The following is a 21,873-nucleotide window of genomic DNA, read 5'->3' on the forward strand; positions in this document are numbered from 1 at the left end:
AGGGATTGCGCGTCCAGCCGGCGATGACCTGGGCGAAGCTCAAGCCTCACCTCCCTGCACCATGGCACCGGCCTCGTCGGCCACCGCCTGCACCGCGGCGCGGAACACTTCGGCGCGATGCGGGTAGTTGCGGAACATGTCGAAGCTGGCGCAGGCCGGCGACATGAGCACGGCGTCGCCCGCGTGCGCGCGCTGGGTCGCGAGCTTCACGGCTTCTTCCATCGTGGCGGCATCGGCCAGCGGCACGCCGGTGGACTCCAGCACGGCGCGGATCTGCGGGCCGTCGCGCCCGATCAGCACGACGCTGCGCGCGAAGCGCGCCACCGGCGCCGCCAGCGGCGCGAAGTCCTGGCCCTTGCCGTCGCCGCCGAGGATCACCACCAGCTTGCGTTCGGCGCCCAGGCCGTGCAGCGCGGCGACGGTCGCGCCGACGTTGGTGCCCTTGCTGTCGTCGAAGTACTCGACGCCGTTGACGATGGCCACCGGCTCCACGCGGTGCGGCTCGCCGCGGTATTCGCGCAGGCCGTACAGCATGGGGCCGAGCTGGCAGCCGGCGGAAATGGCCAGCGCGAGGGCGGCCAGCGCGTTGATCGCGTTGTGGCGGCCGCGGATGCGCAGGGCATCGGCGGGCATGAAACGCTGGAGGTGGATTTCCTCCTCCTCGTCCTTGCGGCGCTTCTCGGTCTCGTCGGCGTCGTGCGCGCGGACCAGCCAGGCCATGTCGTTGACGATCTCCAGGCCGAAGTCGCCCGGCCGCCTGGGCAGGTCGCCGCCGAAGGTCACGTAGTCGCGCTGCTCGTACTTGCCGCCCTTCAGGCGCACCGGTTCGGGCAGCATCTTCATCACCAGCGGGTCCTCGCGATTGAGCACCATGCGCGCGGTCTTGCCGAAGACGCGCGACTTCGCTTCGGCATACGCCTCCATGGTGCCGTGCCAGTCCAGGTGGTCCTGCGTCACGTTCAGCACGGTGGCCGCGGTCGGCTCGAAATCGGTCGCGCCATCGAGCTGGAAGCTGGAAAGCTCCAGCACCCAGACCTGCGGCAGCGCGCCCGCCTCGCGCTTCTGCGCCAGCGTGTCCAGCAGCGTCGGGCCGATGTTGCCGGCCACCGCCACGGTCTTGCCGCTGCGCTCCACGAGCTGGCCGGTGAGCGCGGTCACCGTCGTCTTGCCGTTGGTGCCGGTCACCGCCAGCACCGCCGGGTGGTAGCCGTTTTCCTGGCGCAGCGCGGCCAGCGCGTCGGCGAACAGGCCCAGCTCGCCGCTGACCCGCACGCCGGCGGCGCGCGCGGCCTGCTCCACGGGCGCCACCTGCTGGGGCGTGAGCCCAGGGCTGCGCAGCACCAGCGCCTGCCCTTGGGCGAGTTGCGCGTCGAATTCGCCGTGCACGAAGCGCGCCTGCGGCACCTGCTCGCGCAGCAGTTCCAGCTGCGGCGGCGCCTCGCGCGTGTCGGCCACCGTCACCTGCGCGCCCTGCGCCGCGCACCAGCGCGCCATCGCCAGCCCGGATGCACCGCAGCCGAGGACGAGGACGGGTCGATCGCGCAGTTGTTCCATCACCGCAGCTTCAGGGTGGACAGGCCGATGAGGCACAGCAGCATGGTGATGATCCAGAAGCGGACCACGACCTGCGTCTCCTTCCATCCGGTCTTCTCGAAATGGTGGTGCAGCGGCGCCATCAGCAGGATGCGCCGGCCCTCGCCATAGCGGCGCTTGGTGTACTTGAAGTACATCACCTGCACCATCACGGAGATCGCTTCCACCACGAAGATGCCGCCCATGATGGCCAGCACGATCTCCTGGCGCACGATGACGGCGATGGTGCCGAGCGCGCCGCCCAGCGCGAGTGCACCGACGTCGCCCATGAACACCTGCGCCGGGTGGGCGTTGAACCAGAGGAAGGCGAGGCCCGCCCCGGCGACCGCCGCGCAGAAGATCAGCAGCTCGCCGGAGCCCGGGATGTAGGGCAGCAGCAGGTACTTCGAGTAGTTCACGTTGCCCGTCACGTAGGCGAACACGCCCAGCGCGGAGCCCACCATCACCACCGGCATGATCGCCAGGCCGTCCAGGCCGTCGGTGAGGTTCACCGCATTGCTGGAGCCCACGATCACGAAGTAGGTCATGATCACGAAGCCGAACACGCCCAGCGGGTAGCTGATCTCCTTGACGAAGGGCACCAGCAGGTTGGCCTTGGGCGGCAGGTTCATGTCGAAGCCGGAACGGACCCAGTCGAAGAACAGGCCCAGCACGCGCACGTTGGTCGTCTCCGACACGCTGAAGGCAAGGTAGAGCGCAGCGACCAGCCCGATCAGCGACTGCCAGAAGTACTTCTCGCGCGAACGCATGCCTTCCGGGTCCTTGTTGACCACCTTGCGCCAGTCGTCCACCCAGCCGATGGCGCCGAAACCCAGCGTCACCAGCATCACGATCCAGACGAAGCGGTTGGTCCAGTCGAACCACAGCACGGTGGAGACCGTGATCGAGATCAGGATCAGCACCCCGCCCATGGTGGGCGTGCCGCTCTTGACCAGGTGCGTCTGCATCGCGTACTCGCGCACCGGCTGGCCGATCTTCAGCGCGGCCAGGCGACGGATCACCCAGGGGCCGGCGATGATGCCGATCAGCAGCGCGGTCATGGCCGCCATCACCGCGCGGAAGGTGATGTACTGGAACACCCGCATGAAACCGAACTCGTGCCCATGGCTTTGCAGCCACGCGGCGAGGCTGACGATCATCGGGCTCCTCCCTGTGCTTGTCCTGGTGCGTGGGCCATGACCGCCTCCACCACCCGTTCCATCTTCATGAAGCGCGACCCCTTCACCAGCACGCTGTGCGTCCCGGCCAGCGCCTGCAGCACCGCCGCATTGAGCGCTTCGACGTCCTGGAAATGCCGGCCCTTCATCTCGGCGGCCTGCTGGCCGAGCGTGAAGAGCTGCTCGATGCCGCGCTGGCGCGCGTAGTCGCCCACCTCGGCATGGAAGGCGGGGCCCTGGTCACCAACCTCGCCCATGTCGCCCAGCACCAGCAGGCGCGGACCCGGCAGTTCGGCCAGCACGTCGATCGCCGCGCGCACCGAGTCCGGGTTGGCGTTGTAGGTGTCGTCCACCAGCGTCAGCGTGCGGCCGGCGAGCTGCACGCCGTGCGCGCGCGAGCGGCCCTTCACCGGCTCGAAGCTCTCGAGCCCGCGCACGATGGCCGCCAGCGGCACGCCGGCGGCGAGCGCGCAGGCGGACGCCGCCAGCGCGTTGCGCACGTTGTGGCGGCCGGCGATATGGAGTCGGAAACTCATCGGACCGGCGGGCGTTTCCGCCCGGACCTGCCAATGCCCCTCTTGCCATTCAGACCCGGCCAGAAACAGGTCGGCGCCGCTGTCGCGCGCGTCGCCGAAAGTCATGCAGGGGCGCGCGCCGGCGAGCCCCGTCCAGAGCATCGTGAATGCATCGCCGGCGGGAAACACCGCCACGCCCTGGGGCGGAAGCGCCGAGAACACGCAGCCGTTTTCCTGCGCCACCGCTTCCACCGTGGCCATGAACTCCTGGTGCTCGCGCTGCGCGTTGTTCACCAGGGCCACGGTCGGCCCGGCGATGTTCGCCAGGTAGGCGATCTCCCGGGATGGTTCATCCCCAGCTCGATCACGCCGATGCGGTGCGCGCCCGTCAGGCGCAGCAGCGTCAGCGGCAGGCCGATGTCGTTGTTCAGGTTGCCCTGCGTCGCCAGGTGGTGGCTGGGCTGCCAGGCCTTGAGGATGGACGCGACCATCTGCGTCACCGTGGTCTTGCCGTTGCTGCCCGTGACCGCGATCAAGGGCAGCTGGTAGCGGCGGCGCCAGGCCTGCGCCAGCACGCCGAGTGCGATCTTGCTGTCGGCCACTTCGATGCCGGGCATGCCCGCGGGCAGCCGGCCGGGCTGCGCGATGGCCGCGACCGCGCCCTTGGCCCGCGCGTCGGCGATGAAGTCGTTGGCGTCGAAGCGTTCGCCCTTGAGCGCGACGAACAGGTCGCCGGCTTCCAGCGTGCGGGTGTCGGAGTGCACGCGCCTGACCTGCACGCTGCCGTCGCCGACGAGCCGGCCGCCGATCCAGTCGGCCGCCTGCTTCAGGTTGAACATGTGGATCACTTCCTGTTCCTCAGCGCGGCCGCGGCATGCGCCTGGTCGGAGAACGGGTGCTTCACGCCCGCGACCTCCTGGTAGTCCTCGTGGCCCTTGCCGGCAATCAGGATCACGTCCCCGGGCGCGGCGGCGGCAACCGTTTCGGCGATGGCGCGGGCGCGGTCGGCCTGCACTTCGACGCTGTCGCGGTGCGACAGCCCGAGCAGGACCTGGCTGATGATGGCTTCGGGTTTCTCGCTGCGCGGGTTGTCGCTGGTGACCACCACGCGGTCGGCGTTCTTCTCGGCGACGGCGGCCATCAGCGGCCGCTTGGCGGCATCGCGGTCGCCGCCGCAGCCGAACACGCACCACAGCTTGCCGCCGCGCTGCTGCGCGAGCGGCCGCAGCGCCTCCAGTCCCTTCTCCAGGGCATCGGGCGTGTGGGCGTAGTCGACCGCCACCAGCGGCTTGCCGGCCTCGTTCAGGCGCTCCATGCGCCCGGGCACCGGCAGCAGGTCGGCACACGCGGCCACGGCGTCGGCCAGCGGCACGTGCAGCGCGCGCATCATGCCGATCACGCCCAGCAGGTTGGAGATGTTGTACTGGCCGATCAGCGAGGTGCGCAGCTCGTGCCGCTCGCTGCCTTCGGCGACCGTGAAGCGCAGGCCCTCGTCGGTGTAGCCGATGTCCAGGGCACGCAGGCGCGCGTCGCGCTCGCAGGAATAGGTCCACACGTCCACCGGCACGGGCTGGAGCATGGCCTCGAGGGTCGCGCCCTTCTCGTCGTCCACGTTCAGGACGGCCGCTTCCAGGCCCGGCCAGCGGAACAGTTCTTCCTTGGCCGCCCAGTAGGCCTCCATGCTGCCGTGGTAGTCCAGGTGGTCCTGCGTGAAGTTGGTGAAGGCGGCCACGCGGATGCGGGTGCCGTCCATGCGCCGTTCCACGATGCCGATGGACGATGCCTCGATCGCGCAGGCCTGGTCGCCCTGCTGCACGAAGCGGCGGAAGTGCCGCTGCATCAGCACCGGGTCCGGCGTGGTGAGGCCGGTGTGCTCCACGTGCGGCGGGCGGCCGATGCCCAGCGTGCCGATCAGGCCGCAGGGTTCGGGCTGCGGCTGCAGGTTGGTCAGCGCCTGCGCCAGCCACCAGGCCGTCGAGGTCTTGCCGTTGGTGCCGGTCACGGCCAGCACGGACAGCTCCTTGCTCGGCTCGCCGTAGTAGAGCGATCCGATCGGGCCGGTCGCGGCCTTCAGGCCTTCGTAGCCGGCCACGGCATCGCTGTCGAAGTGCCAGGCCTCGCTGCCCGCGAATTCCACCAGGCAGGCCTTGGCGCCCTGCTGCAGCGCGCCCTTGACGAACTTGCGGCCGTCGGTGGCCGCGCCCGGCCAGGCGATGAAGCCGTCGCCCGCGCCGACCTTGCGGCTGTCGCAATGCAGCTCGCCGGTGACGCGCGAACGCAGCCACTCGGCGGCTTCGCGGGGTGTGCGCAGGACCCGCATCAGAAGGACTCCTCCACGGCCTGCACCACGATCTGCGGCTTGACGTTCATGTCCGGCTGCACGCCCAGCATGCGCAGCGTCTGCTGCACCGTGGCGCTGAACACCGGGGCGGCGACGTCGCCGCCGAAGTAGCGGCCGCCGCTGGGCTCGTCGATCATCACGGCCACCACGATGCGCGGTTTCTCCACGGGCGCGACGCCGACGAAGAAGCCGCGGTACTTGCGGTCCGCGTAGCCCTTGCCTTCCTGCTTGTGCGCGGTGCCGGTCTTGCCGCCCACCGAATAGCCCATGGTCTGCGCCTTGGGCGCGGTGCCCCCGCTCTGCGTGGCCAGGTGCAGCATGTGGCGCACCGCCTGCGCGGTTTCCGGCTGCAGCACGCGCACGCCGTAGGCGGGCACCGAGGTCTTGATCAGGGTGACCGGGATCAGCTCGCCGTCGCGCGCGAACACGCTGTAGGCGCGGGCCAGCTGGAACAGGCTGGTGGACAGGCCGTAGCCGTAGCTCATGGTCGCCTGCTCGATCGGCCGCCAGGTCTTGTACGCGCGCAGCTTGCCGCCGACGATGCCGGGGAAGGGAAGCTGCGGGCGCTGGCCGAGGCCGACCTGCGTGTACATCTCCCACATGTCGCGCGGCTGCATCTGCATGGCCATCTTGACCGTGCCGACGTTGCTGGACTTCTGGATCACCTCGCTGACCGTCAGCACGCCGTGCGGATGCGCGTCGGTGATGGTGGAGCCGCCGATGGTGATGCGGCCCGGCGCGGTCTGGATGGAAGTGTTCGCCTTCACGAGGCCCTTCTCCAGCGCCAGCGCCGCGATGAAGGGCTTCATGGTGGAGCCGGGCTCGAAGGTGTCGGTCAGCGCGCGATTGCGCAGCTGCGCGCCGGTGAGGTTCTGGCGGTTGGCCGGCGAGTAGCTCGGGTAGTTGGCCAGCGCCAGCACTTCGCCGGTCTGCACGTCCAGCACCACCACGCTGCCCGCCTTCGCCTTGTTCTCCAGCACGGCGTCCTTGAGCTTCTGGTAGGCGAAGAACTGCACCTTGCTGTCCACGGACAGCTGCAGGTCGCGGCCGGCGACCGGGGGCACCTGCTCGCCCACGTCTTCCACGATGCGGCCCAGGCGGTCCTTGATCACGCGGCGCGAGCCGGTGCGGCCACCGAGTTCCTTGTTGAACGCGAGTTCCACGCCTTCCTGGCCCTGGTCCTCCACGCCGGTGAAGCCGACGATGTGCGCCGCGGCCTCGCCTTCGGGGTACTGGCGGCGGTATTCCTTGCGCTGGTAGATGCCCTTGATGTCCAGCGTGGCGACCTGGCGCGCCGTCGCTTCGTCCACCTGGCGCTTGAGCCAGACGAAGCTCTTGTCCTCTTCCAGCTTGGCGTTGAGTTCGGGCAGCGGGATTTGCAGCAGCTTCGCCAGGTGCGCGAGCTTCACCCGGTCGCGCTCCCGTCCTCCGGGATCGCCCAGATGCTGGGCACCGGCACGCTGGTGGCGAGCAGCAGGCCGTTGCGGTCGAAGATGCGGCCGCGGTTGGCGGGCAGTTCCAGCGTGCGCGCGAAGCGCACCTCGCCCTGCTTGCGGTAGAAGTCGTTGCCGAACACCTGCACCCAGGCGGCACGGCCGGCGAGGCCGAGGAAGGCGAAGGCGATGCCGGCCACGATCAGCTTGCTGCGCCAGACCGGCGTGCGGCTGGCCAGCAGCGGGCTCGACGAATACGCGACGACGCGGCCACTCATGGCTGCACCCCCGCCGGCGCCGCCACGCCCTTGAGCGTCACGTACTGGGTGATCGCCGGAGTGGCCGGCTTCATGTGCAGCTGCTCCCGGGCCAGCCGCTCCACGCGCGCCGCCGTGGCATGCGCGCGCTTTTCCACCTGCAGCCGCTCGTGCTCGATCTCCAGCTTGCGGAAGTCGTTCTGCGCGCGCTCGATCTCGGCGTACAGCCGGCGCGAGTCGTACTGCACGCGCACCAGGTACAGCGCGCTGGCCATCAGCGCGATCAGCAGCACGAGGTTGAGGCGGATCACGCTTGTGTCCTCTCGGCCACGCGCATGATCGCGCTGCGCGAACGCGGGTTCGCCCGGACTTCTTCCGCCGTGGGCTTCACCCGCTCGATCGCCTTGAGCTTCATCGGCCTGGGGGCCGCGAAGGGCGCGCGCCGGTCCACCTCATCGCGCGAATGCTTCGCGATGAACTGCTTGACGATCCGGTCTTCCAGCGAGTGGAAGCTGATCACCACCAGGCGGCCGTGCGGCTGCAACACGTTGAGGCTCGCTTCTAGCGCCGCCTGCAGCTCTTCAAGCTCGGCGTTGACGAAAATCCGAAGAGCCTGAAATGTGCGCGTAGCAGGGTCCTGGCCCGGCTCGCGGGTTTTGACCGCACCAGCCACGAGCTGGGCCAGTTCGGCGGTGCTTGCAAGAGGGCCCCGTTCCTGTCGGCGAGCTGCAATCGCCTTTGCAACCTGAGAAGCAAACCGTTCTTCACCGTACTCACGGATCACCTCCGTCATCTGTTCCACCGGTGCGGTGGCGAGCCAGTCCGCGGCGCTCTGCCCGCGCGTGGTGTCCATGCGCATGTCGAGCGGGCCGTCGGAACGAAAGGAGAAGCCCCGTGCGGGGTTGTCGATCTGCGGCGAGCTCACGCCCAGGTCCATCAGGATCCCGGTGGCGCTCGCGGACTCCAGTTCGCCCAGCGCGGCGAAGCCCTGGTGCCGGATCTCGAAGCGCGGGTCCTCGATGGCATGGGCCACCGCGATCGCTTCGGGGTCCTTGTCGAAGGCAATCAGCCGGCCCTGCGGCTCCAGCTGCGACAGGATCAGGCGCGAGTGCCCCCGCGGCCGAAGGTCGCATCGATGTAGGTTCCATCCGGCTTGGTGACGAGGGCGTCGACTGCTTCGTTCAACAAGACGGTGGTGTGTTGCCATGTGCCGTCCACCACCGCCTCTAGAAAGAAAAATCCTGGAAGGCCTCGGGCATCTCCCCGCGCATCGCCTCGGCCTCCTTGGCCTCGTAGGTCGCCTTGTCCCAAAGTTCGAAGTGGTTGCCCATCCCCAGCAGCATCGTGTCCTTCTCGATGCCCGCCGCGGCGCGCAGCTCGGGCGACACCAGCACGCGGCCGGTTCCATCCAGCTCCACGTCCATGGCGTTGCCCAGGAAGATTCTCTTCCACCACTGCGCGGCCATGGGGAGCTGCGCGATGCGTTCACGAAACTTTTCCCACTCGGGGCGGGGGAAGAGCATCAGGCAGCCGTGGGGGTGCCGGGTAATGGTGAGCTGGTTGGCCGCGGTCGCGCCCAGGACGTCACGGTGCCGGGTCGGCATGGAGAGCCGCCCCTTGGCATCGAGACTCAGCGACGACGCGCCCTGGAACACCTTGGTCAGCCCTCACTACGTTGGAAGCGCTGAGTATGGAGAGTTATCCCACTCTCCACCACTTCATTGCACTTTTGCACTGTAGCAGGAAAACGCTGAGGCGCAATGGGCCGCGGTGCGTTTTGGCAATGAAATCAAGCACTTAGAAGCGATTTCGGAGGCGCGCAGCCTCCGAAATTCGTTCTAAAGCAAGCACTTAGCCGAGGCTCTGAATGTGTTCCTTGAGCCTGTCAAAGGATGTAGCGCGAAAGGTCCTCGTCACGGCTGAGCTCCTTCAGCCGGGCGTCGACATAGGGGCCATCCACGGTCACCGACTGGCCTTCCATGCGGGTGGCCTCGAAACTCACGTCGTCCAGCAGCCGCTCCATCACGGTGGAGAGGCGCCGCGCGCCGATGTTCTCGGTGCGCTCGTTCACCTCGTAGGCGATCTGCGCCAGGCGCGTGATGCCCTCCGGCGTGAAGCTCAGCTGCACGTTCTCGGTGGCCAGCAGCGCCTGGTACTGCTTGACCAGCGAGGCATGCGTGCTGGTGAGGATGGCCTCGAAGTCCTGCACCGACAGCGAGGACAGCTCCACGCGGATCGGAAAGCGCCCCTGCAGTTCCGGGATCAGGTCGCTGGGCTTCGAAAGGTGGAAGGCGCCGCTGGCGATGAACAGGATGTGGTCGGTCTTGATCGGCCCGTACCTGGTGGACACGGTCGTGCCTTCCACCAGCGGCAGCAGGTCGCGCTGCACGCCCTGGCGCGAGACCTCGGCGCCCGAGCCTTCGCTGCGGGAAGTCACCTTGTCGATCTCGTCGATGAAGACGATGCCGTTCTGCTCCGCGCTCTGGATCGCGGCGGCCTTGATCTCGTCCTCGTTCACCATGCCGGCGGCCTCTTCCTCCACCAGCAGCTTCATCGCTTCGCGGATCTTCAGCTTGCGCGACTTGCGCCGGCCGCCGCCCAGGTTGCCGAACATGCCCTTGAGCTGCTCCGCCATGTCCTCCATGCCGGGTGGACCCATGATCTCCAGCTGCGGCTTGGGCTCCGCGACCTCGATCTCGATGTCCTTGTCGTCCAGTTCGCCCTGGCGCAGCTTCTTGCGGAACACCTGGCGTGCCGTGCTCTCGGTGCCCTCCTCGCCGCGCGCCAGCGGGATCAGCACGCCGAGGATGCGTTCCTCCGCGGCATCCTCCGCGCGCGTGCGCACCTTGCGCATCTCCGACACGCGCGTCTGCTTGACCGCCATCTCCGCCAGGTCGCGGATGATCGCGTCCACGTCCTTGCCGACGTAGCCCACCTCGGTGAACTTGGTCGCCTCCACCTTGATGAAGGGCGCATCGGCCAGCTTCGCCAGGCGCCGCGCGATCTCGGTCTTGCCCACGCCGGTGGGCCCGATCATCAGGATGTTCTTGGGCGTGATCTCGTGCCGCAGCTTCTCGTCCACCTGCTGGCGCCGCCAGCGGTTGCGCAGCGCGATCGCGACCGCGCGCTTGGCGTCCTTCTGCCCCACGATGTGGCGATCCAATTCCGACACGATCTCCTGCGGCGTCATCGAGCTCATTCGAGCACCTCGATCGTGTGGTTCATGTTGGTGTAGATGCAGAGGCCGCCGGCGATCTCCAGCGACTTCTTGACGATCTCCCTGGCGCCCAGGTCCGTGTTGTCCAGGAGGGCCTTGGCCGCCGCCTGCGCGTAGCCGCCGCCGGAGCCGATGGAGACGATGCCCTGCTCGGGTTCCAGCACGTCGCCGTTGCCGGTGATGATCAGGGACGATTCGCGGTCGGCGACGGCGAGCATCGCTTCCAGCCGGCGCAGCACGCGGTCGGTGCGCCAGTCCTTGGTGAGCTCGATCGCCGCGCGCACCAGGTGGCCCTGGTGCTTTTCCAGCTTGCCCTCGAAGCGCTCGAAGAGCGTGAAGGCATCCGCGGTGGCGCCGGCGAATCCGGCCAGCACCTTGTCGTGGTAGAGCTTGCGGACCTTGCGGGCGGAGCCCTTGACGACGATGTTGCCCAGGGTGACCTGGCCGTCGCCGCCGATCGCCACCTGCCAGCGGCCGTCGGCACCCTGGCGCCGCACGCTGACGATGGTCGTGCCGTGAAACTGTTCCATAAGTCCTTGCAGCTTGGGGTTCGCACCCCGGAACTCAAGGACGCCGGGGCGGCTTACTCGTTGCGGATGGTAATCCGCGCGTGCTCGCTGATGCCGATCACGTTGAAGAAAGCGGCGACCAGGCGGTGCACGTCGGAGAACTGCACCTGCCGGCCTTCGGCCTCGCGCGCGGTCACCCAGTTGAGCACCGTGCCCGCGGCGGTGAAGTCGATGCGGATCAGCCGCGCGCAGGAGATGATCATGATGTCCGCGTCGGCCAGCTTGGCGTCGAGCAGTTCGATCGCCTCCTTGCCGTCGCCGAGGATCTGCCCCGACAGCTCCACCGTCGCCACGCTCGAGAGCTGCGAGCTCAATGCCTGCAGCTGCGAGTCGCCGGCATAGGTCATCACGCTGGAGACCACCGAGTCGCGAAAGGCCTCGCCGACGATGGTGTTGCGGCTGGCGACGCTGCCGTCGGCCTGCAGCGACTTGTAGTCGCAGCGCGCGCTGTCCCAGGAGGGCGGGGACACTTCGTAGGTGACGCAGTAGTCCAGCGCCACCAGCTCGAATTCGTCGGGCCGGTGCATCACGCGCAGCACTTCCATGCGCAGCTTCCACCAGCCCGGGTTCACGCCGCGGTCGCTCGAGGGCGTGGCGTCGCGCAGCACCTTCTCCAGCGATTCGGCGCCGATGAAGCGCAGCTGCACGTTCTGCCCGGCCCACTGCGTGAACAGCTTGTGAGCGGCTCGATGGCGCCATCGGCGATCGAGGTCAGCTTGGTCCAGTTCAGCTTGTAGGGTTGCGTGGCCTTGGCCAGGGCGGCATTCAGGGCGGCCGCCGTCTGCGTGCCGAACACGGCGGGGCAGGTCCAGTCGGCGAGCGGCTGGCCGGGCACCGCCGTCGTCGGCGAGGGCTGGTTCATGCGGCCGACGATTTCCGGCATGGAGAACCACTGAGGCGCCGAGCGGCCGAAGCGGCTGGCGAAATCGATGGCGGCGCTCTCGAAGCGGTCCTGCTTGCCGCTGGCGCGATAGAGGTCGAACAGCGTGAGCCAGGTCTCGTCGTGGTTCACGCGCGTGCCCTGGGGGCCCAGCACTTCCATCAGGCCCGCCTCGGCGCCTTCGTCGTCGCCATTCGCGAAGCGGATCGACGCCTCCTCCAGCTCGGGGTCGTGCGCGAACTCCTCGACCTGGATGGCGAACTGCTTGGACGGCGAGAAGGTGCTCGGGCCACCCGGCACGCTGGGGGCGCCCGCGGCAGCGTCCTCGCGCGGCGCGGGCTGCGGCTCCGGCATGCCCGGCTTCATGGCGGGAGCACGCGCGACCGGCGACGCCATCCGGCTGCCGTCGCCGGACTGGGCGGCGGGCTGCTGCTGCGGCACGATCCCCATGGCCTGCGTCGTGCGATCCTGCCCCGGGGAGTCCGCCAGCGGCGCTTCGGCGGTCTCCGGCTGCACCTGTCCCGACAGGTCCTGCGGCGCCGTGCGCGAGTAGCTGGTGGCCGCGGGCGGAGCGCCCGGCGCGCCGGCGCGCATCCCATCCGGCGGCAGGTGCGAGGACACCACGAAGCCGCTGTTGCCGCCGGGCTGCTGCGAGTTGGCGCCATGCTTGGTCTTCCACCATTGCATGGACATCTGCGCCTCGATCTCGTCGATCTTCTTGAGCGTGGTGGCGCGGTCGTCCGGCTTGGACGGCATGGAACTCTGGAAGAAGGACGGCCGCAGCCCCGGGTCCTGCCCGGCGAGCACCTCGCTGCGGCGCATCTTGCGCAGCATGTCGAACTCACGCTTGCGCACGAAGTCGTTGCGCCGCTTGCGCTCGATCATCTCCTTGAGCATCTGCTTGGAGTACGAGCTCTCGCGGTCGGTGTCGCCGCCCTCGTTCTCGTTGAATCCGCTCGCGGGATTGCGGACGAACCGCACGACCCGCGACAGCAGGCCACCGGGTGCGGAATCGTCCTTGTTCGCCATGGGAGTGACGGGTACTGCCGTTAGGGGATGAGGGCGATCAGTCGCCGAACATCTTCTGCTTCAGCTCGCGGCGCTGCTGCGCCTCCAGCGAAAGCGTGGCGGTGGGACGCGCCAGCAGGCGGCCCACGCCGATCGGCTCGCCGGTCTCGTCGCAATAGCCGTAGTCGCCCGCGTCGATGCGCGCGATCGACTGCTCGATCTTCTTGAGCAGCTTGCGCTCGCGGTCGCGCGTGCGCAGTTCCAGCGCGTGCTCCTCCTCGATCGTCGCGCGGTCCGCGGGATCGGGAACGATCACCGTTTCCTCGCGCAGGTGCTCGGTGGTCTCGCCCGCGCTGTTCAGGATGTCGGTCTTGAGCTGCAGCAGCTTCAGGCGGAAGTACGCCATCTGCTTCTCGTTCATGTACTCCGAATCCGGCATGGCCAGCACTTCGGCGTCCGACAGTTCCTCGGCGGACTTCGTCTTCCAGTTGTTGGCCAGCTTCGGGTCCTTCTTGATGGCCACAACGGGCGGGGGCGTCAGTACGGATGGATTTGCCATGGGGGTGTAGGTTGCCTTGGCGGAACCGAACACGGCCGGCGCGTTGGCGGCGGGCGGGGGCGCCGGCCGGGCGGCAGGCTGGGCCTGCTGCGGGGCGGACGCGCTCGCCGGTGCCGGCTGCGCTCGGGCCGCGGCGGTGGCCGCGGGTGGAGGGGACGCCTTGGCCGCGGGGGCCGCTTTCGCGGGCGCCGGGCTGGCCTTGGCAGGAATCTTCTTGGCGGCGGCGACGACCGCCTTGGCGCCAGTCACGACCGCTTTGGCGACCGCGCCGACGACCTTGCCCGCTGCGGTCCTGGCGGCCTTGGGGGCCGTCTTGACCGCGGTCTTCGCGGGCTTGGCCGGCGCCTTCGCCGGGGTCTTGCCCGCCGCCTTGGCGACGGGCTTCTTGGCCTTGGCGGCCGGCTTGCCCGCCTTCACCGTCGTCTTGGGGACGGGCTTGGCGGGTGATTTCTTCGCGGGTGCCTTCGCCGCCGGCTTGGCGGCCTTCACCGCGGGCTTGGAAGACTTGGCCGTGGTCTTGGCTTTCGCCGCTGGTTTCTTGGTCTTGGCAGCGACCTTGGGCTGGGCCTTCACTTCCGGTCTCCTCGCGTCATCGGCGCCGGCGGCGTGCAGCTCTTTGCCTGCAGGCCTGCCTTTCGTTGTAGGGTGACGCCGTCATGACCGCGATTTATACCCTGAGTTAAGGGCTCTGCACGACCGTGGACCTCCTTTTCATCGTGGCGCGACCTTCCCGCTCTCCCAAGAGGAGATTCCGTGAGTTGCGGAAGCGAGACAAACATGGGGCGGGTTGGGCGCTGGGATTGCGAAAGGGCGCCAGAGTAACCCCGCCTCGTCCAGCCGGCGGCTCAGAGGAAGTCGCGGCGGCGCGTCAGACAAGGCACTGCTCGAGGCCCTGCAGGAAGATGTCCCTCGGCAGGTCGATCCCGATGAAGACCATCCTGCTGGTGCGCTGCTCGCCTTCGGCCCACTGGGGCCCCAGGTCGCTTCCCATGAGCTGGTGCACGCCCTGGAAGATCACCTTGCGCTCGGTGCCCTTCATGTGCAGGACGCCCTTGTAGCGCAGCATGCGGGGGCCGTAGATGTTGACGATGGCGCCCAGGAAGTCTTCCAGCTTCATCGGGTCGAAGGCCCGGTCGGAGCGGAACACGAAGCTCTTGACGTCGTCGTCGTGGGCGTGGTGGTGCGGGTGGTCGCAGTGCTCGCCGTGCTCGCCGTGCTCGTGGTCATGGTCGTGGTCGTGGTCGTGCCCGTGCGCATGGTCGTGCCCTTCTTCCTTCAGGAAGTCCGGGTCGATGTCGAGCTTGGCGTTCAGGTTGAAGCCGCGCAGGTCGAAGACGTCCTTGATCGGCACGTCGCCGAAGTGCACCGCCTGCTGCGGCGCGCGCGGGTTCATGTGCTTGAGGCGGTGCACCAGCGCGTCCACCTCGTCCTTGCCCACCAGGTCGGTCTTGCTGATGAAGATCTGGTCGGCGAAGCCCACCTGGCGGCGTGCCTCCTGGCGGTCGTCCAGCTGCTGGTCCGCGTGCTTGGCATCCACCAGGGTCAGGATGGAATCCAGCAGGTAACTTTCGGCAATTTCGTCGTCCATGAAGAAGGTCTGCGCCACCGGGCCGGGGTCCGCCAGGCCGGTGGTCTCGATCACCACGCGGTCGAAATCGAGCAGGCCCTTGCGCTTCTTGGCGGCCAGCAGCTGCAGCGCGGAGCGCAGGTCCTCGCGGATCGTGCAGCAGATGCAGCCATTGCTCATCTGCACGATCTGCTCCTTGGTGTCGCTCACCAGGATGTCGTTGTCGATGTTCTCCTCGCCGAACTCGTTCTCGATCACGGCGATCTTCTGGCCGTGCGCTTCGCTCAGCACGCGCTTGAGCAGGGTCGTCTTGCCGGAACCGAGGAAGCCGGTGAGGATGGTGGCGGGGATGAGGCTCATGGAAAACTCCTGGGGAACCGGATAGTTTAAGAAGGAAAGATGGGGCGCGCAGGCCGCGCCGGCAGGCCTGTGCGCTGCGCGCGCCTCAGTCCTTCCGGATCACCACCAGGCCCTTGAGGTACTCGCCTTCCGGGAAGGCCAGCGTCATGGGGTGGTCGGCCGCGGCGCCCAGGCGCTCCGCGATGTAGCCGTCGACGCCGGAGTCCGTCCCCGCCGAGGCGACGATCTTGTGGAACAGGTCGGCGGAGATGCCGCCCGAACACGAGAAGGTGAAGAGCGCCCCACCCGGGGCCAGCAGCTTGAGCGCCAGCCGGTTGATGTCCTTGTAGGCGCGTGCGGCCTTCTCGGCATGCGCCACCGTCGGCGCCAGCTTGGGCGGATCCAGCACGATCGCGTCGAAGGTCCTCCCCTCCTCGATGAAGCGGCGCAGGCTCGCGTTCACGTCGGCGTCGAGGAAGGCGGCGCGCCCGGCATCGAAGCCATTGAGCGCCACGTTGGCGCGCGCGCGTTCCAGCGCGGGCCCCGAGGAGTCGATCGAGGTGACTTCGGTGGCGCCGCCTGCGAGCGCGGCCACACCGAAGCCGCCCGTGTAGCAGTAGCAGTTGAGGACCCGCTGGGCACCCAGGCGCGCGACCCAGTCGGCAAAGCGCGCGCGGCTGTCGCGCTGGTCCAGGTAGAAGCCGGTCTTGTGGCCGCCGGCGATGTCCAGAGCGAATTTCCACCCGTGTTCGGCGATGGTGATCTCGGTCGGTCCGTCACCGCGCAGCCAGCCCGTCACTTCGGGCAAACCCTCGAGTCCGCGGGCATTCGCATCGGAGCGTTCGTAGAGGCGTTGCGCGCCTGTCACGTCCAACAGCGCATCCGCAAGATTTTTTTCCAGCGCTCGGCACCGGCCGACAGGAACTGGGCGACCAGGGTGTCGCCGTAGCGGTCCACCACGCAACCGGGCAGGCCATCGGACTCGCCGTGCACCAGCCGCACGCCCGTGCTCGGCACCTTAAGCCGTTCCCGTAGGGCGAAGGCCTGCGCCAGCCGCGTCCCTAGGAAGGCTGCGTCGATCCGCTGCCCCTCCTCGAAGCTCCAGGCCCGGGCGCGGATCTTGGAGGCGGGGCTGAAGGCGGCCCAGGCGAGGAAGCGCCCGTCGTGGCCCTCCACCCGCACCGTCTCCCCAGCGTCAGCGCCACCCCTGGCCACCGCGGAATCGAAGATCCATGGGTGCCGGCGCAACAGTGAGCGCTCCCGACCCTCCCGCAACCGAATCACTTTCATTCCCCTATTGTCGGCCGGACCGGAACCCGTAAGAATGTGAAACAGGATTACGTCAAGGAGAAGGCGCCGATGGGTTGGTTTGCCCCGGGCCACCGCGCGGTGGCCGCGTTGCTGTTCCTGACGTCCCTCCTGTTCGCCGGGCCGGCGAGCGCGCGCGACCCGCTGAAGTTCGACCCGGTGCGCCAGCCGGTGATGCTGCACGACACCGGCGAGGCCTGGGTCGACGAAAGCGGCAAGGCCGAAGTCCACGACGTCATGAACGATGCGGGCATCCGCTGGCATGCCACGGGCGACAACAACATCTACCGGCTCGACAAGGGCCAGGCGCTCTGGATCCGCTTCACCGCGCCGCCCGCCCCCAGCGCCGAACGCTGGTACCTCGAGATCCCCTACCCCGGCGTCGACCGCGTGACGCTGTTCGTGCAGAACGCCGCCGGCGAGTGGACCGCGCGTTCCGCCGGCGACACCATCGCGCTGAGCGCCTGGCCCCTGCCGCACCGGCACCCGGTGATGCCGGTGTCGGTGTCGCCGCAGCAATCCCGCGTCCACCTGCTGCGCATCCAGAACGGCACCATCTTCGGCGCGCCGTTGCAGTTCGTGAGCGACAGCTACATGGGCCGCAACGAGCAGGGCATCTCGCTGATGCTGGGCATCTACTTCGGCCTCGTGGTGCTGGCGGTGATGCTGGCCGTCACCGGCGCCGTGACCCTGCAGGACCCGGGCTACTGGCTGTACTCGATGTCGGCGGTGCTGATGGCGGTCACGCAGGCCACCATCACCGGCCTGGCCGGGCTGCACCTGTGGGGCGACTGGCCCTGGTGGAACAACATCGCGCCGCAGGTGCTGCCGCTGTTCGCCATCGCCTCGCTGCAGATCTTCCTGGCCGAGGTCGTGTCGCTGCGCGAACGTTCCAAGCTGCTGTACAAGCTGCTGGTCCTCGGCGGCCTGGCTTCCATCCCGCTGGCGATCTACCTGGTGCTGACGCCGGACGTGATGGACCGGCTGCGCCTGATCGTCGTCTTCTTCATCGCCGCCACCGTGGCCGGCCTGGGCGTGGTGGTGTGGGCCGCGATCCGCGGCGACCGCTACGCGCCCTGGCTGCTGCTCGGGTCCTCGCCGGTCGCCATCGTGGCGCTGTTCCCGATCGCGCGCGCCGCGGGCCTGATCCCGATCAGCTTCTGGACCACGCACGGCATGCAGTTCGCCATCGCGGCCGAACTGCCCATCCTGCTGATCGTGCTGGCCATGCGCAGCCAGCACCGGCGCGAGCACGTGCGACGGATCCAGGGCCTGGACCGCATCGACCCCGCCACCGGCCTGATCAACGCCGCCGTGTTCCACGAACGGCTGGTGCGCCTGATCGCGCGTTCGCAGCGGCTGAAGTTCCGCAGCGCCATGCTGCTGGTGGACATCGGCAACATCGAGCAGATCCGCCGCCAGTTCGACTCCGACTCCGCGCGCGAACTGACGCTGCGCGTCGCGGGCCGCCTGCTGTCGGTGGCGCGCGAGATCGACACCGTCGCGCGCCTGTCGGAACACCGCTTCGGCATCCTGCTGGAAGGCCCGCTGCACGCCGACGAGGTGGCCGAGGCCGGCCCGCGCATCGTCGCCCGCTGCCTGATGCCCTTCAAGGGCCGTCCGCTCGAGTGGTCGGCCCACGTGCGGGTGGCGCAGGCGCTGATCCCCATGGACGGCACCGATCCGTCCCAGCTGATCGGACGGCTGGAGATGCTGCTGGCCAGCGCGCCGGCCGACAGCCGCCGCGCCGTGTTCATGCTGTCGAAGGCCAGCATGCCGGCCGCGCTGACGCCCTGATCCGCCGCAAGCTGCGCTCCCCACTGCGGGAAAGTCCCATGCCGTGATCCGCAGTGCGGATGCGACAAAAGGAGTGCGTGGTCCCCGGACCCATGCAATCCCCAACAAGGAGACATCCCCATGCAACCCACCCCCGCTTCGCGCGGCTGGCGAACCGCCTGCGCCGCCGCCGTCCTGACCCTTGCCGCCGCGCCCGCGCTGGCGCAGGAAACGTTCAAGGTCGGCATCGTCAGCTTCCTCTCGGGGCAGGCGGCGGAAAGCTTCGGCGTGCCCGCGGTCAATGGCGCCAAGGTGGTGATCGACGCCTTCAACAACGGCCGCGCGCCCGCGCCCTACAACAAGGTCGGTTTCGGCGGCATGAAGATCGAGCCGGTGTACGTCGACGAGAACGGCGGCGCCACCAAGCAGGTGCAGGAGCTCAAGGCCCTGTACGAGCGCGAGAAGGTCGACGCCGTGGTCGGCTACGTCGGCTCGGGCGACTGCCTGGCCGTCGCGCCGGTGGCCGAGGAGATGAAGAAGTTCCTGATCCTCTACGACTGCGGCACGCCGCGGATCTTCGAGGACGGCAAGTACAACTACGTGTTCCGCACCGCGGCGCACGCGACCATGGACAACGTGGCCCTGGCGCGCTACATCAAGGCGCGCAACATGAAGGTCGAGAAGTTCAACATGATCCACCAGGACTACGCCTGGGGACAGGACAGCCGCAAGGACTTCACGCTGGCGATGCAGCAGCTGTACAAGGACGCCAAGGTCGACGCCGACCTGCTGCCCAAGTTCGGCGCCGGCCAGTACGGCACCGAGGTGTCCGCGCTGCTCGGCAAGCCGGCCGACATCCTGCACTCCAGCCTGTGGGGCGGCGACCTGCAGGCCTTCGTGCTGCAGGCCGGTGCGCGCGGCGTGTTCGCCAAGCAGACGCCGGCCTTCTCCGCCGCCGACCACGTGCTGCCGGGGCTGGGCGAGAAGTTCCCGAACGGTGCCATCATCGGCGCGCGCGGCGCCTACGGCCTGATGTCGCCCAAGTCGGCGCTCAACGACTGGTGGTGGGACATCTACTCCAAGGCCTACAACGTGTACCCGGTGCAGGCCCCCTACCGCATGGTGCAGGCGCTGCTGGGCCTGAAGCTCGCCGCCGAGAAGGCGATGGCGGCCAACGGCGGCAGGAAGCCGACGCCCGAGCAGCTGGCCGCCGCGCTCAAGGGCAGCAGCTGGGAGTCCCCCGCCGGCACCATCCGCATGGCGCTGGGCGAGGGCCACCAGGCCATCCAGGACACGGCGATCGGCCGCACGCGCTGGGACGCGGGCAAGAAGATGGTGGTGCTGGAGGACATCCGGCGCTTCCCGGCCGAATGCGTGAACCCGCCGGCCAACATGAAGAGCGAGGACTGGCTCAAGGCCGGCATGCCGGGCGCGAAGTGCTGACAAGGTGAGCCTGGCCCTCACCATCCTCTTCGACGGCCTCACCTACGCGGCCTGGCTGTTCATCGTCGCGCTGGGCCTCACGCTGGTGTTCGGGGTCCTCAAGATCCTGAACATCGCCCACGGCAGCTTCTATGCCGTGGGGGCCTATGCCGGCGCCAGCCTGGTCGCGTGGCTGATCTCGCTGAAGTTCTCGCCCGCGCTGAGCGTCATCGCGCTGGTGCTGGCGGCCGCCGGCGTCGCCGCGCTGCTGGCGCCGCTGACCGAGCGCGGGCTGCTGCGCATGTTCTACCAGCGCGACGAGGTGCTGCTGGTGCTGGTCACCTACGCGCTCTTCCTGATCCTGGAGGACGCGACCAAGCTGCTGTGGGGCGTGCATCCCTACTACGCCTCCGACACCTACCAGGCCTTCGGCATGATCCAGCTCGGCGCACTGAACTACGCCGGCTACGACCTCATGCTGTTCGTGGTGGCCGTGGCGGCGGGCATCACGAGCTGGTGGGTCCTGAACCGCACGCGCCAGGGCAAGATCGTCACCGCCGTGATCCACAACGCCGAAGTGGCGGCCAGCATGGGCGTGAACGTGTCGCGCGTGTACACCGGCGCCTTCGTGGTCGGCGTGTTCCTCGCCGCGCTGGGCGGGGCGCTGACCGCGCCCATGATCTCGGTGCAGCCGGGACTGTCGGTGGGCGTGATCATCGTCAGTTTCGCCGTGGTGATCATCGGCGGCCTGGGCAGCATCGAAGGCGCCGCGCTCGGCGCGCTGGTGGTGGGCCTCGCGCGCGCGGCTTCGGTGCACCTGTGGCCGGCCGCGGAGCTGTTCAGCATCTACATCGTCATGGCCATCATCCTGGTGTTCCGCCCCGAGGGCGTGTTCCAGAGGGTGCAAGCCCGCAAGATCTGAGGAGCCGCAGTGCCCCGCAATCCCCTGCAACGCACCCTGCTCGCCACCGGCGTGGGGCTGGTCCTGCTGCTGGCCGCCGGCTGGCTCGCGCCGCGCTGGCTGGTGTCGCTGGCGACGCTGGCGCTGGCCAACGGGCTGGTGTCGCTGGGCATCGTCGTGATGATGCGCAGCGGCGTCGTGCCCTTCGGCCAGGGCCTGGTGTTCGCGGCGGGCGGCTATGCCGCCGCATTGCTGTTCAACAAGGCGGGCCTCACCGACATGCTGCTGCTGTCCGCCGTCGGCGGCGTCGCCGGCTTCCTGGTGGCGGCGCCCTTCGCGCCGCTGCTGGCGCGCTATCGCGGCATCTTCTTCGCGATGCTGACGCTGGCGCTGTCCATGGTGCTGTATGGCCTGCTGATGAAGACCGAGACCATGGGCGGATCCGACGGCTTCAACGTTGGCCGCGCGACGCTGTTCGGCTGGAAGGCTCCGGACGCGAAGTCGCATTACCTGTTGTGGGCGGTGACCGCGACCATCGCCTGCGTGCTGACCGGGCTGGTACGCCTCTACTGCGACTCGCAGCGCGGGCTGCTCTCGCTGGGCGTGCGCGACAACGAACTGCGCGTCGAATACCTCGGCAGCTCGGTGGCCAACATCGTCGCCTGGAACTACGTGATCGCGGCGGCGCTGGGCGGCGTCGGCGGCGCGCTGGCGGTGATGGCGCTGGGCCACATCGACCCGAACTTCAGCTACTGGACGACTTCCGGCGAGTTCGTCTTCGTCGCCATCCTCGCCGGCCACCACAGCGTGGTCGCCGTGCTGGCGAGCTCCTTCGTGCTGGAGATCGTGCGCTCCTTCTCCAGCTCCTACTTCCCGAACACCTGGCAGCTGGCGCTCGGCCTGTTCCTGCTGCTGGTGATCCGCTTCCTGCCGGACGGGCTCGGCTCGCTGCTGGCGCGGCCGGCCTTCCTGCGCCGGCGCGCGGAACGCAGCGCCCCCGTGGCGGGAAGCGAGGTGCTGCCTTGAGCGCG

15 protein-coding genes and 4 pseudogenes are annotated in these 21,873 nt (G+C 68.7%); 4 read left to right on the forward strand and 15 right to left on the reverse strand.

What is annotated here, in order from left to right:
- Positions 1 to 39: 39 nt before the first annotated feature.
- From murD to HK415_RS14200, 15 genes and pseudogenes are all read right to left on the reverse strand, one after another.
- Complete coding sequence (gene murD / locus HK415_RS14135; RefSeq protein WP_171560286.1) at positions 40 to 1,554, reverse strand: UDP-N-acetylmuramoyl-L-alanine--D-glutamate ligase; 1,515 nt, start codon at positions 1,552 to 1,554, stop codon at positions 40 to 42.
- Entirely contained in the window at positions 1,554 to 2,732 is a 1,179-nt protein-coding gene (gene mraY / locus HK415_RS14140) for a phospho-N-acetylmuramoyl-pentapeptide-transferase (protein WP_171560289.1), read from the reverse strand. The genes murD and mraY overlap by 1 nt, the downstream gene beginning before the upstream one ends.
- A pseudogene (locus tag HK415_RS14145) lies at positions 2,729 to 4,104 on the reverse strand (UDP-N-acetylmuramoyl-tripeptide--D-alanyl-D-alanine ligase). The gene mraY and the pseudogene HK415_RS14145 overlap by 4 nt, the downstream one beginning before the upstream one ends.
- 5 nt (positions 4,105 to 4,109) lie before the next feature.
- Positions 4,110 to 5,585 (reverse strand): UDP-N-acetylmuramoyl-L-alanyl-D-glutamate--2,6-diaminopimelate ligase, encoded by a 1,476-nt coding sequence (locus tag HK415_RS14150; protein ID WP_171560291.1) that lies wholly within the window; start codon positions 5,583 to 5,585, stop codon positions 4,110 to 4,112.
- A pseudogene (locus HK415_RS14155) lies at positions 5,585 to 7,317 on the reverse strand (peptidoglycan D,D-transpeptidase FtsI family protein). Before HK415_RS14155 ends, HK415_RS14150 begins: the two are co-directional and overlap by 1 nt.
- A complete protein-coding gene (gene ftsL / locus HK415_RS14160; RefSeq protein ID WP_171560296.1) occupies positions 7,314 to 7,607 on the reverse strand; it encodes a cell division protein FtsL in 294 nt (97 codons plus the stop codon). The pseudogene HK415_RS14155 and the gene ftsL overlap by 4 nt, the downstream one beginning before the upstream one ends.
- Positions 7,604 to 8,514 (reverse strand): annotated as a pseudogene (rsmH, locus tag HK415_RS14165) (16S rRNA (cytosine(1402)-N(4))-methyltransferase RsmH). Before rsmH ends, ftsL begins: the two are co-directional and overlap by 4 nt.
- Before the next feature lie 8 nt (positions 8,515 to 8,522).
- Positions 8,523 to 8,951 (reverse strand): division/cell wall cluster transcriptional repressor MraZ, encoded by a 429-nt coding sequence (mraZ, locus tag HK415_RS14170; protein ID WP_171560300.1) that lies wholly within the window; start codon positions 8,949 to 8,951, stop codon positions 8,523 to 8,525.
- 230 nt (positions 8,952 to 9,181) lie between these two features.
- Positions 9,182 to 10,495 carry an ATP-dependent protease ATPase subunit HslU gene (gene hslU / locus HK415_RS14175; RefSeq protein ID WP_171560303.1) on the reverse strand — a complete coding sequence of 438 codons (1,314 nt, stop codon included), beginning with the start codon at positions 10,493 to 10,495 and terminating at the stop codon, positions 9,182 to 9,184.
- Positions 10,492 to 11,043 carry an ATP-dependent protease subunit HslV gene (hslV, locus tag HK415_RS14180; protein WP_171560307.1) on the reverse strand — a complete coding sequence of 184 codons (552 nt, stop codon included), beginning with the start codon at positions 11,041 to 11,043 and terminating at the stop codon, positions 10,492 to 10,494. The genes hslU and hslV overlap by 4 nt, the downstream gene beginning before the upstream one ends.
- 53 nt (positions 11,044 to 11,096) lie before the next feature.
- Positions 11,097 to 11,729: an STAS domain-containing protein gene (locus tag HK415_RS26430; RefSeq protein ID WP_309246697.1), complete on the reverse strand. Its 633-nt coding sequence runs from the start codon at positions 11,727 to 11,729 to the stop codon at positions 11,097 to 11,099.
- Positions 11,651 to 12,991, reverse strand: a complete 1,341-nt coding sequence (locus tag HK415_RS14185) for a hypothetical protein (protein ID WP_309246698.1) — start codon at positions 12,989 to 12,991, stop codon at positions 11,651 to 11,653. The genes HK415_RS26430 and HK415_RS14185 overlap by 79 nt, the downstream gene beginning before the upstream one ends.
- Before the next feature lie 37 nt (positions 12,992 to 13,028).
- Positions 13,029 to 14,102 (reverse strand): RNA polymerase-binding protein DksA, encoded by a 1,074-nt coding sequence (dksA, locus tag HK415_RS26435; protein ID WP_171560311.1) that lies wholly within the window; start codon positions 14,100 to 14,102, stop codon positions 13,029 to 13,031.
- Between the two features lie 295 nt (positions 14,103 to 14,397).
- The gene (locus HK415_RS14195; RefSeq protein WP_171560315.1) at positions 14,398 to 15,456 is read right to left on the reverse strand and encodes a CobW family GTP-binding protein; all 1,059 of its coding nucleotides are present in this window, start codon (positions 15,454 to 15,456) and stop codon (positions 14,398 to 14,400) included.
- 85 nt (positions 15,457 to 15,541) lie between these two features.
- Positions 15,542 to 16,725 (reverse strand): annotated as a pseudogene (locus tag HK415_RS14200) (class I SAM-dependent rRNA methyltransferase).
- Between the two features lie 69 nt (positions 16,726 to 16,794).
- On the opposite strand from HK415_RS14200, the gene HK415_RS14205 reads away from it, so the two are divergent.
- From HK415_RS14205 to HK415_RS14220, 4 genes are all read left to right on the forward strand, one after another.
- Positions 16,795 to 18,540, forward strand: a complete 1,746-nt coding sequence (locus tag HK415_RS14205; RefSeq protein ID WP_171560329.1) for a sensor domain-containing diguanylate cyclase — start codon at positions 16,795 to 16,797, stop codon at positions 18,538 to 18,540.
- Between the two features lie 120 nt (positions 18,541 to 18,660).
- The gene (locus tag HK415_RS14210) at positions 18,661 to 19,962 is read left to right on the forward strand and encodes an ABC transporter substrate-binding protein (RefSeq protein WP_171560333.1); all 1,302 of its coding nucleotides are present in this window, start codon (positions 18,661 to 18,663) and stop codon (positions 19,960 to 19,962) included.
- 4 nt (positions 19,963 to 19,966) lie between these two features.
- On the forward strand, positions 19,967 to 20,863 hold the full coding sequence (locus HK415_RS14215; RefSeq protein WP_171560337.1) for a branched-chain amino acid ABC transporter permease: 897 nt from the start codon (positions 19,967 to 19,969) through the stop codon (positions 20,861 to 20,863).
- A gap of 9 nt (positions 20,864 to 20,872) precedes the next feature.
- Positions 20,873 to 21,868: a branched-chain amino acid ABC transporter permease gene (locus HK415_RS14220; RefSeq protein WP_309246699.1), complete on the forward strand. Its 996-nt coding sequence runs from the start codon at positions 20,873 to 20,875 to the stop codon at positions 21,866 to 21,868.
- Positions 21,869 to 21,873: the final 5 nt, after the last annotated feature.

The organism is Ramlibacter montanisoli, assembly GCF_013087525.1.
GTDB classification, from domain to species: domain Bacteria; phylum Pseudomonadota; class Gammaproteobacteria; order Burkholderiales; family Burkholderiaceae_C; genus Ramlibacter; species Ramlibacter montanisoli.